The following is a 12,050-nucleotide window of genomic DNA, read 5'->3' on the forward strand; positions in this document are numbered from 1 at the left end:
ATTGTTTATCTTTACTTAATTTACTGCGTTTCATACTTAAATTTTAACAAATTTCAGTTATCTAGGACAGCCCCAAATAATTTTAATACTTTAATTTTTAAACATTTATTTATATTTTCAAAATAGTCTTACATAAATAGAGTTATATATTCCTTTATACTTTTGTATTAATGTACTTCAGAAAAATATTGAAAATTATTAAATATATGTTATCATAATAAAAAATAAATATAGTGAGTTATTGAATGACATTAACTAATGTAGTAACAATAAAAAGTAAAAATGGTATGCATTTAAGACCGGCTGGAGTATTATCACAAATAGCAAGTAAAATAGAATATTCTGATTTGGGCATATTTCTGCTTTATAATGGTGTAAGGGCAGATGCAAAAAGTGTGTTTAACATCATGGGGCTTGGTGCTTTTTGTGATGCTAAATTAATACTTGAAATCGAATATGAAGAAGGAATGGAAGAAGCTGCTAAAAATGCAAAAAAAGAACTTTTATACTTTTTTGAAGAAGGATATATTAACGCTGAAGTGCCTGAAGAAGAATAATAAAAGAATAACAAAATAAATATTTTATAGGTTGTAAACTATGATTAGCTACTCTATAATAATTATGCTTCTCGTTTCTATAATAATAGTGATGATACTTACAATTAAGTTTAAAGTACATCCTTTTATAGCAATGTTAATGGTAGCTATATTTTTATCGTTTACATTGCATGTACCTTCAAATAGAAATCCGCATTATATAAATGAAATAGCTTCTCTAATAGGTAAAGGTTTCGGAAATGCTTTAGGAAGTGTTGGAATTATAATAATTTTGGGAAGTATTATTGGTAATATACTCGAAATGTCTGGGGCCACATATAAACTTGGTGAAATAATTTTAAAGATAGTTGGGAAATCCCAGCCTGCCCTTGCTATGAATATATTAGGCTTTATTGTTTCTATACCTGTATTTTGTGATTCTGGATATTTAATATTAACACCATTAAGAAAAGCATTAGCAAAAAAAAGCGGAGCTTCACCTGTAGCATTATCTGTGGCGTTATCAACAGGATTATACGCCTCTCATGCACTAATACCGCCTACTCCGGGCCCTGCCGCTGTTATTAATCTTTTTAATTTACAAGAACATTTATTTACCGTTATAGCAATAGGACTTATTGTAGCAATACCTACTTCATTGGCAGGAGCTATATATGGAATGTTTATATCAAAATATATAAAAAAGAAGGAATATAAAAAAAATAATTATAGCTATGAAAGTGTTATTGATGATATGGAAAAGCTTCCTTCTGCATTCAAATCATTTGCACCTATATTTGTACCAATTATACTTATGGCTATAGGTTCTATAGTGAGATTTAATTCTTTGCATTTAAATGAAGATAGCCTTATAAAGAATATGTTTATATTTCTTGGCGAGCCAACTATGGCATTATTCATAGGCTTTTTATTTTCACTGCTGCTTATACATAATTTTAATAGAGATGAAATGTATATGTGGATTGGCGATGGAGTGAGAGATTCTGGAAATATATTGGTTTTAGTTGGGGCAAGCGGTGCTTTCGCTGAAGTTTTAAAATCTACTGAGCTTACAAACATTATATTTGAACTTGGTGATGTGTTTGCTTCTGTAAATTTAGGATTAGTGCTTCCTTTCTTACTTGCTTCTCTTTTAAAAATCTCTTTAGGTTCTTCGACTATATCTGTTGTTACAGTTGCTAGTTTGTTTGCACCGCTGCTTGATACATTGGGATACACTACTCCAATATCACAAGTTTTAGTATTAATGTCTATAGGTGCTGGTTCTATGGTATTTTCTCATATAAATGACAGTTATTTCTGGGTGGTAGTAGAATTATCTGGATTAACAGTTCAAGATGCATATAAAGCAAGAACTTTGGCTACTGTAGTGCAAGGAGCTACTGCTTTAATTATTATTATGATATTCTCATTTTTATTAAAATAAATATAAAGAAGGTTAAAATGTTAAAAATAAAAGTAATTAATAAATCAAAAAATCCGCTTCCTAAATATCAAACTCTTGGAGCTTCAGGATTGGATTTGCATGCTAATATAGATGAAGCTATTACATTAAACAAAAACGACATAGTTTTAGTGCCTACAGGTTTATATATAGAAATACCAGAAGGTTATGAAGCTCAGATTAGAAGCAGAAGTTCATTAGCATTAAAACATGGAATATTTTGTTTGAACTCTCCTGCTACTATTGATAGCGATTATAGAGGGGAATTAAAAATTATATTAGCTGCTTTAACGGATAAACCTTTTACCATTAATGCAGGTGATAGAATAGCACAGATGGTATTTGCCAAGGTAGAAAAAGCAGAGTTTGAAGAAGTGGAAGAGCTTTCTGATTCTATTAGAGGGGAAGGCGGTTTTGGAAGTACAAATATATAATTAATATCTTTTATATATTAATTTAAAATAAAAATAGAGTGCATTTAAACACCCTATTTTTTATTTTAAATCTTTTAATTTATTTTTATTTTAAAGCAATATTATAAGTATCCATTGCTATAGCTTTTTCTTCATCTGTAGCTATAACATAAAGTTTAATAGGAGCACCATCTTTTTCAAAATTAGCACAGCCTCTAGCCTTAGCATTCTTATCAGCATCACATTTAATGCCAAGCTCATCTAAACCTTCAAGTATTCTAGCTCTTATAGAAGCACTATTTTCTCCTATACCGCCAGTAAACACAATACCGTCAAGATGTCCAAGTGCTGCCATATAAGAACCTATATATTTTTTTACTCTATAACAGAACATTTTTATAGCAAGTTCAGCTTTAGGATTAGTTTTAGAAGCCTCTTCCAAATTTCTCATATCATTACTAACACCAGAAACTCCTAAAAGTCCGCTTTTTTTGTTTATAATATTGTCAATCTCTTTAGCAGATAAGTTTTCTTTACCCATCATAAAAGTAACAACAGCAGGGTCCATATCGCCAGACCTAGTACCCATTACTAAACCTTCTAATGGAGTTAAACCCATACTAGTATCAATAGATTCTCCGTTTTTTACAGCAGTAACGCTAGCACCATTACCTAAATGGCAAACTATAACATTAGCATTAGGCTTATTATTAACCTTACAGAATTCACCATATACATATTTATGTGAAGTACCATGGAACCCATAACGGCGAACTTTATATTTATCATACCATTCATGAGGCACTGCATACATATAAGCATGTTCAGGAATAGTTTGATGGAAACTTGTATCAAATACAGCAACCATTTTTACATCTTTTAAAATCTCTTGACAAGCTCTTATCCCTTGTAAACCTGCTGGATTATGTAAAGGAGCTATGTCGCAGCAAGCTTCTATAGCTTTTATAGCTTCATCTGTTATTAAAGTACTTTTGCTGAATGCTTCTCCTCCATGCACTACTCTATGGCCTACTCCAGATATTTCACTCATATCAGATATTACGCCTACTTCTTTATCTGTTAAAAGAGAAAAAATTAAACTCATGCCTGCTTTATGATCAGGAACTTTCTGTTCTATCTTTTTTTCTTTGCCTTTTTCTACCGCTGTGTGTTTTAAAGCACTTATCTCTTCGCCTATTTTTTCTAATAGACCTTTTGCAAGAACTTTAGCTTCAGGCATAGAAAATAATTGATATTTAATACTAGAACTGCCAGAATTTATCACTAATACATTCATAAAATAACTCCATTATTATTTATAATTTAATTATTATAACATACTAATCATATTTATCAATAATTTTAATCTATTTTAATTGTTATGCCCCATACATATTGCACGTTTTTTTATTTTAAAAAAGTAGATATTCTTTATAATTTATAAAATATAATATTTTTTGGTATCATAAATAAATAGCCTCTGCTTTGAATTATTATAATCATTTTGTTTACTTTAAAAAATTAAGGAGTATTTAGTGTAATATGTATGGTTCACATGCATAATCATCTCTCATCATACTTGAAATAATTAATCTTAAGATATATCATTCTTTATCATATATTTTAAGGATTAATTTTCAATGAAAAAAAGAGTTCTCATACTTGGTGCTACTGGTTCTATAGGAGTAAACACCTGCTCGGTAATAGAACATTTTTATAATGATTTTGAAATAGTAGGAATCACTACAAATACAAAAATTGATGTTTTAAAAGAAGAATGCATAAAATTCAAACCAAAATATGTGCATATATCTTCTCAGGAAGCATTAGAGAATTTCAAAAAATTTAATATCAATGTTAACGTTTATGAAGGAAGCATATCTGATTTTGTAAAAGATATTGATTTTGATATATTAGTAAATGCTTTAGTAGGCTATTCAGGCTTTCTTCCAACAATAGAAGCAATAAAAAAATCTAAAACCATAGCATTAGCAAATAAAGAAACATTAGTTGTAGGCGGAGATATAATTAATGATCTATTAAAAAAAAATAATGCTAAATTAGTACCAATAGACAGCGAACATTCTGCAATTTTTCAAATATTAAATCATTTCAATAATGTACCCATTTCAAAAGTAATAATAACAGCATCTGGAGGACCTTTTTTTAGAACTCCAAAAGAAGAGTTAAAAAATGTTACGGTGGAAATGGCATTAAAACACCCAACTTGGAATATGGGAGGAAAAATTACAATAGATAGTGCAACTATGATGAATAAGGGTTTTGAAGTAATAGAAGCTCATCATCTATTTAATTTAGATTACGAAAAAATAGAAACTATAATACACCCTCAAAGTTTAATACATTCTATGGTAGAGTTTGTAGATGGCGAGATATATGTTCAGATTGGAAAGAATGATATGCGTCTTCCTATACAGCATGCCCTCACCTATCCGGAAGTAAGAAATACGCCGTTTGAAAAACTAAAGCTTTATGAGCATAGCGAGATTAATTTTTATAAGATGGATTTTAATAAATTTATTATGCTTAAACTTGCATATGAGTGCGGTAAAAAAGGAGGCTTATATCCTTGCATATTAAACGCTGCTAATGAAGTATGCGTGTATTCTTTTTTGGAGAGAAAAATAAGATTTACTGAAATATTTGATATAGTAGCAAGAATGGTAAAAATTAATGTTTCACATATACCGCTTACTGTAGAAAATATTATAAGAATTGACAATGAAACAAGAAAAGAAACTTTAAAATTAATAGAAACTATAAAACAGATGTGAGCAAATTATGAAAGAAAAAATAATAATTGGTTTTTCAAAATTAATAATATTTAGAGAAATACTAAAAACAAAAACTATAAAAAAATTAATAAAGTTATTAAAATATAATTCTAATGATGAGACAGAAACAACATCTTTGTATTATGATTTTTTAAATGAACTTTATAATAATAATGATAATATAGGCAACTATTTATTAGAATATATATTTAGAGATGATAACATATATATAAAAAAGATTTTATTAAAACAAAATATAAATAAAAATATAGAAAATGCTTTAAAAGAAGAATTAGATTTTTTTAGTTATTTATCTGAAATTAATTTTTCTGATATTTATAATAATTTAGCAGAGTTAGAAACAAAAAAAATTGATTTTTATAATATATACTCTACTCATATAAAAGAAATAAGTAAAAAAGGCTATGGAATATTTTATAATAGCAACATGTTCACGCTTGATGAAAAAAACAACATCACCAAAGCAAAACATCAAGACAATCAAGATATAAAACAGCTCTATGGTTATGAAAGAGAAAGAGAGAAAGTAATACAAAACACTAGAGTCTTATTAGAAGGCAAAAAGGCTAATAATATACTTCTTTATGGAGATGCCGGCACTGGTAAAAGCAGCACTATAAAAGCTATTGCCAATATGTTTAGAGATGAAGGCTTAAGACTTATTGAAGTTAAAAAAACTCAATTATCATTTATCACAGATATAATACAAAAATTGAGTTTAAGTCCTCTTAAATTTATAATATTCATAGATGATTTAACTTTTTCTTCAAATGATGATAGTTTCTCATATTTAAAAGCTGTACTTGAAGGCGGAGTAAACTCTTTTCCGCAGAATATAGTAGTCTATGTTACTTCAAATTACAGGCATTTAATAAAAGAAAACTTTAATGACAGAACAGGCGATGATATACATTTGGAAGACACCATTCAGCAGATAATGAGTTTAACAAATAGATTTGGTATAGTTATAACCTTCCAAAGACCAGATAGGGATTTATTTATAGATATAGTATTATCGTATGCCAAAGACAATAATATACAAATAGATAAAGAAGAGCTTATAAAACAAGCTGAAAGCTATGCTATAAGAAGTGCTGGAAGAAGCCCAAGAGCGGCAAAGCAGTTTATAGAAACATTAATATTATAAAACTATTTTTCTATATATCTATAAACTTTTAATTTGTCATTGCCTACAATGAGTTTAGCATCATTAGGTAAATTATTTAATATATCATCATAAGGTTTTGATTTGCCTGTAGTTTTTAGCCTCACATTATCTATTTCATAATATATAAAGTAAGTTAATTTTGAATTATCATCTCTACTCCAATCCAAATTTGGAAAATAAGCTAACCGCATATTATCAAAATAATTTTCATCATATGGTAGTATTTTAAATGGTTTTCCTCCAGCATCTTTGGATATAGCAGTTAATATACTTCTAAATCTTGTTTCTGTATATGGAGCTTCAAATAAATTATAATATCTTGTCATATGTAAAAAACCCATATTGATACTATTTAATGTAAGAAGTATTATAGAAATCAATAATAATTTATTTTTATTATTTAATAATTCATTAAATAATATTATTATAGTTATAAAAGAAAAAGCAAATATACCATATAAATATCTAAATGTACCAGGCACTGATTTAAATGCCACAAATGTCAAACAAGTAACTGGTATAAATAATAAATAAAATGTAAAACCTTCTTTTTCAATAATCTTGGCTGTATTTTTAAACTCCATTTTTTTCGACTTAATAAGAAATATTATAGAATATATAAATGCTGATAAAGAAATAACTGCTGTAATTGCTAAAAATACCATACCAACAAAAAAAGCATTTTCATTAAACCAAAAATAATTTACAGGTGTTGAATTGGTACCATATAAAACAGAAAGTTCATTAGTAGGAAAAATTAATATAGAATAAACTTGAGGCAAACCTTTAAAACTTGAAGTGCTTTGCATATTGAGCATTAAATTAGTGTTAAAAAAACCATTTTTTATCTCTGAAACTAAATAAGGCAAATATGTTAAGAAAGCTATAAATACTCCAATTAAATGAGCTTTGATGTATTTAAATGTCCTTTTATATCTGAGTATAAGATAAACAATAGTAGTAGGAACAACCGAGAAAAATACTGCTATATGTCCTTGAGCCATTAAAGCCTCTATTGGGAAAATAAACATTGCAGATATAAAAGCTAACTTTTCATCATTATTTGAAACATACTCTGAAAAAACTATCAGTAATATAAAAGAAAGCATTAATGGTATATTAGGATTCCAAAAATCATTAGAAGAAAATATAACATAACCATTTGTAAGAATTAATGCCGATAAAACCGCACAAATATAAAGCGAAAATCTTTTATATATCCAAAATAAAAATAATATTAATATTAAAGCACAAATTATTATGTAAATAATTCTAGCACCAACAATAGATGCCCCACCCAAAGTATAACATAATAAATATAGTATATAATAAAAACCTCCTGGTATTCTTGCATATGTAGTATTATCAGTAACATATTGAGGATTCATAAGTCTATTACCTACAACAGGTATAGTTTTAGTTTCATAATACTGTTTCATATCATATAAATGATATATAGGGTCTATATAAATAGCAGTTCTATTAAAAGCATAAAAATGTATAAATATCGTAGATATAAATGATACTACAATAGATAAAATTAGTATTTTTTTCATGAAAGCTCTTATAATTTAAACTAAATGGCAAGCACAGTAATGCCCGTTTTCTACTTCTCTAAACTCAGGTACTTTCTCGGCACAAATAGCCTCTGCCTTAGGGCATCTTGTTCTAAACTTGCAGCCTGATGGAGGATTGATTGGAGAAGGTATTTCCCCAGAAAGTATTATACGCTGCTTAGTTTTTGCTATTGAAGGCTCTGATATTGGTATTGCTGAAATTAAAGACTGAGTATAAGGGTGAAGTGATTTTGTGTATAATGATTCACTGTCGGTAAGCTCAACAATATTACCCAAATACATAACAGCTATTCTTTTAGATATTTGGCGAACTACCGCTAAATCATGGGCAATAAAAAGATAAGTAAGCTTCATATCCTGCTGCATATCATAAAGCATATTTATAATTTGAGCCTGAATAGAAACGTCTAAAGCAGACACCGGTTCATCGCAAACTATAAACTCTGGATTAACAGCCAAAGCACGGGCTATACCTATACGCTGTCTTTGCCCTCCAGAAAACTCATGCGGATATCTCTGTGCCTGTTCAGCATTAAGCCCAACAAGTTTAAGAAGATTTATTACCTTCTCTCTTCTCTCTGCTTTTGTGGAATAAAGTTTATGTACATCAAGAGCTTCCCCTATTATATCTTCAACAGTCATACGAGGATTAAGTGAAGCATAAGGGTCTTGGAAAATAATTTGCATTCTTTTAGCATACTGTCTGTAATTATTTTCATTAACTTCTTCGCCATTAAAAAATATTTTACCGCTTGTAGGTTTGTAGAGATGAAGGAGTGTTCTTCCAAGTGTAGTTTTACCGCTTCCAGATTCTCCCACAAGTCCAAAAGTTTCACCTTTGTATATAGTAAAAGATACTCCATCAACAGCTTTCACTGTTTGTATGTTTCTTCCAAATAAACCGCCTTTTATTCTAAAATGTTGTTTTAAGTCTTGTATTTCTATTAAAGGTGTCATAATAAACTACTCTCTTTTTTAATTAGTATTTTAATTAGGCATTTGATGAAGCCAACATGCAGAAAAATGCCCTTTCTCAAACTCGGTTTTAGGAGGCTTATTATCAATGCACACCTTCATACATTCTTCGCATCTTGTGCTAAAAGGACAGCCTGCCTTCATATTAAGTAAATCTATAGGAGTTCCCTCTATAGGTATAAGTCTGTCTTGTTTAATATCAATACGAGGTAAAGATTTAAGAAGCCCCAAAGTATAAGGGTGTTTAGGTCTTTCAAATATGTCAAATACAGTACCTCTCTCCACTATACCGCCGCCATACATAACTATAATATCATCAGCCATATCAGCAACAATTCCAAAGTCATGCGTAATAAGAATAACAGCCATTTGTATTTTTTTCTGTATATCTTTGATAAGCTCAAGTATCTGAGCCTGTATTGTAACATCGAGGGCCGTTGTAGGTTCATCAGCAATAAGTATCTTAGGGTCTCCGGCAAGAGCCATAGCTATCATGATACGCTGACGCATACCTCCTGAAAGCTCATGCGGATATTGTTTTATTCTTCTTCTTGGTTCATTAATACCAACCAATGTTAAAAGCTCTACTATTCTCTCTATTGCATCTGTTGTGCTTATTTTTTTATGAGTAGTTAAAGCCTCCATAAGCTGATCGCCTATAGTGTATACTGGATTTAAACAAGTCATAGGGTCCTGAAATATCATAGAAATAGAGTCGCCTCTAATCTTTTGTTTTTCAGACTCCGGAAGTGTTATTAAATTTCTTCCCTCAAAAAGTATCTCTCCATTAATAATTTTACCGGGCTCTTCTATAAGCCCCATAATAGAATAAGCTGATACACTTTTACCGCTTCCAGACTCTCCTACTATTCCTAATACTTTAGATTTATCTAATTTGTAAGAAATATTATTAACAGCCTTAACCTCTCCAAGCGGTGTAAAAAAAGATACGCTTAAATTTTTAACTTCTAATAAATTTTCCATTAAATACCACCTTTATTTAATAGCCCTTTATCTGTTTTTCATTCTTGGGTCTAAAGCATCTCTAAGTCCATCACCCACCAAATTAAAACAAAGTATTATAACACTTATTAAAGCAGCAGGAAAAAGCAACTGATAAGGATAAGAATAAACCCCGCTAACAGCATTTGAAGTTAAAGAGCCAAGCGAAACCATAGGAGCACTTACACCTAAACCCAAAAAACTTAAAAAAGCTTCAACGAATATAGCATTAGGTATCTGAACCATAGCTGATACTATTATTGCTCCCATAGCATTAGGTATTAAATGCTTAAAAATTATTCTGCTATGCGGAGTACCCAAAGCCCTCGCAGCAGTTACAAACTCTTGATTTTTTAATGCTAAAATCTGTCCCCTAGTCATTCTAGCCATATTAGTCCAATAAAGAAGAGATATAACTATAAATATACTGAAAAGTCCTGGACCTAAAAGTCCAATTCCTCTTAATGACTCATTTTGTAAAAACAACTTATCCATAGGAGCTTTAAGAACTACAGATAACAATACAACAATTAAAAGTGTAGGTACAGCACTGATAATATCTACTATACGCATCATAATATTATCAAGCATACCCCCAAAATACCCAGATATAGAACCATACACTATACCTATTAATACAACCAAAGTAGCAGAAACTATACCTATTAAAAGCGATATTCTAGCACCTATCATACAACGCACAAGCAAATCTCTTCCCAAAGTATCTGTTCCAAAAGGGTGCTCTAATGTAGGCAAACTATTTTCTACTCCCCTATTTATTTGGGCATATTCATATTCTGATATTATAGGTATAAATATAGAAAGAAGTGCTATGATTGCTATTATAATAATAGAAACTAAAGCAACTTTATTTCTTTTAAATCTTCTATAAGCATCTTGCCAATAAGTTACACTTTCTCTCTTTACTTCGGCAGAAGCCTTTTCATTTTCACTTGCCTTTACAAATAATGATTTATCTATACTATTTTCCATTTATTATTCCTTAATTTAATCTTGAATTTTTATTCTAGGGTCTATAACACCATAAGATAAATCAACCAAGAAATTCATAGCTATCAAAAAAGCCCCATAAAATATAGTAACTCCTAATATTGTAGGATAATCTCTTTGTGTTATACTTTCAACAAAATACCTTCCAAGACCGGGTATATTAAATATTTTTTCTACAACAAATGAACCTGTAAGTATGCCAGCTGCAAGAGGTCCTATATATGTAACTATAGGTATAACAGCATTTCTTAAAGCATGCTTAAATATAATTATGCTTCCAGATACTCCTTTAGCCTTAGCTGTTTTTATATAATCTTGGTGAATAACATCAAGCATAGAACTTCTCATAAGTCTAGCCATAAAACTAAGCGAACTGAAAGATAAAGCAAAACCCGGCATTAAATACTGCTTAAAAGAATCAAATCCATAGGCAGGAAGTATTTTTAATTTAACAGAAAATATAATAATAGAAACAGTAGCAACAACAAAACTTGGCACTGCTATGCCTAAAGTAGCTGCCACCATCACAGCCCTATCTATTGCTTTACCATGTCTGAGAGCAGCAATTATACCAAATAAAACTCCTATAGTAGTTGAAATAAACATACTAAATATTCCGAGTCTAAAAGATACAGGAAAAGCCCTCACTATAGTACCGGATACTGATTGCCCTATTTTTGTGAGAGAAGTACCTAAATCTCCTTTAATAGCATTTTTCAAATAATTACCATACTGAACTACTAAAGGTTTATCGAGTCCGTATTTTTTATTTAGGTTTTCTAATGCTACTTTACTAAGAGGTTTTTCACCTACGAAAGGTCCGCCTGGAACTGTATGCATTAAAAAGAATGTGATAGTTACTATAACGAATAAAGTTAAAATCGATATAAATAGTCTCTTTAAAATATAATCAAACATAAAGCATACCCCAAGTTGATAATTCATTATACAATTATTAAAGATATTCTATTATATAATAAAAATATTGTTTAGTCAATTAAAAAAATAAAAATAAAATGTTTAGGAGCCATACATATTGCACGTTTTTTAGTTTAAAAAAAGCAGGTATTCCTTATAATTTAATTAA

11 protein-coding genes are annotated in these 12,050 nt (G+C 29.6%); 5 read left to right on the forward strand and 6 right to left on the reverse strand.

Annotation, left to right across the window (positions count from 1 at the left end):
* Positions 1–245 precede the first annotated feature (245 nt).
* Genes Q0H31_RS11625 through dut form a run of 3 tightly spaced genes read left to right on the forward strand, consistent with a single transcriptional unit; the run spans position 246 to position 2,435 of the window.
* Complete coding sequence (locus Q0H31_RS11625; protein WP_295298370.1) at positions 246–557, forward strand: HPr family phosphocarrier protein; 312 nt, start codon at positions 246–248, stop codon at positions 555–557.
* Between the two features lie 40 nt (positions 558–597).
* Entirely contained in the window at positions 598–1,983 is a 1,386-nt protein-coding gene (locus Q0H31_RS11630; RefSeq protein WP_295298372.1) for a GntP family permease, read from the forward strand.
* A 17-nt stretch (positions 1,984–2,000) separates the two neighbouring features.
* Positions 2,001–2,435: a dUTP diphosphatase gene (gene dut / locus Q0H31_RS11635; protein WP_295298374.1), complete on the forward strand. Its 435-nt coding sequence runs from the start codon at positions 2,001–2,003 to the stop codon at positions 2,433–2,435.
* A gap of 85 nt (positions 2,436–2,520) precedes the next feature.
* Here the strand turns inward: dut and Q0H31_RS11640 are convergent, their stop codons facing one another.
* Positions 2,521–3,711, reverse strand: a complete 1,191-nt coding sequence (locus Q0H31_RS11640; protein WP_295298376.1) for an acetate/propionate family kinase — start codon at positions 3,709–3,711, stop codon at positions 2,521–2,523.
* 343 nt (positions 3,712–4,054) lie between these two features.
* Between Q0H31_RS11640 and dxr the strand changes: the two genes are divergently transcribed.
* Positions 4,055–5,209: a 1-deoxy-D-xylulose-5-phosphate reductoisomerase gene (gene dxr / locus Q0H31_RS11645; protein WP_295298378.1), complete on the forward strand. Its 1,155-nt coding sequence runs from the start codon at positions 4,055–4,057 to the stop codon at positions 5,207–5,209.
* A 7-nt stretch (positions 5,210–5,216) separates the two neighbouring features.
* Positions 5,217–6,377, forward strand: coding sequence for a DUF815 domain-containing protein (locus Q0H31_RS11650; RefSeq protein ID WP_295298380.1), 1,161 nt, complete (start codon positions 5,217–5,219; stop codon positions 6,375–6,377).
* Positions 6,378–6,379: 2 nt separating this feature from the next.
* Here the strand turns inward: Q0H31_RS11650 and Q0H31_RS11655 are convergent, their stop codons facing one another.
* The 5 genes from Q0H31_RS11655 to Q0H31_RS11675 are packed head-to-tail and all read right to left on the reverse strand — an operon-like array spanning position 6,380 to position 11,881.
* Entirely contained in the window at positions 6,380–7,954 is a 1,575-nt protein-coding gene (locus Q0H31_RS11655) for a hypothetical protein (RefSeq protein ID WP_295298382.1), read from the reverse strand.
* Between the two features lie 15 nt (positions 7,955–7,969).
* Positions 7,970–8,932 (reverse strand): ABC transporter ATP-binding protein, encoded by a 963-nt coding sequence (locus Q0H31_RS11660; RefSeq protein ID WP_295298384.1) that lies wholly within the window; start codon positions 8,930–8,932, stop codon positions 7,970–7,972.
* A gap of 30 nt (positions 8,933–8,962) precedes the next feature.
* Positions 8,963–9,934 (reverse strand): ABC transporter ATP-binding protein, encoded by a 972-nt coding sequence (locus tag Q0H31_RS11665; protein WP_295298385.1) that lies wholly within the window; start codon positions 9,932–9,934, stop codon positions 8,963–8,965.
* A gap of 27 nt (positions 9,935–9,961) precedes the next feature.
* Positions 9,962–10,945, reverse strand: coding sequence for an ABC transporter permease (locus Q0H31_RS11670; protein WP_295298386.1), 984 nt, complete (start codon positions 10,943–10,945; stop codon positions 9,962–9,964).
* A gap of 15 nt (positions 10,946–10,960) precedes the next feature.
* Positions 10,961–11,881, reverse strand: a complete 921-nt coding sequence (locus Q0H31_RS11675) for an ABC transporter permease (protein ID WP_295298387.1) — start codon at positions 11,879–11,881, stop codon at positions 10,961–10,963.
* Positions 11,882–12,050: the final 169 nt, after the last annotated feature.

This window comes from uncultured Brachyspira sp. (genome assembly GCF_934747485.1).
Lineage (GTDB): Bacteria > Spirochaetota > Brachyspiria > Brachyspirales > Brachyspiraceae > Brachyspira.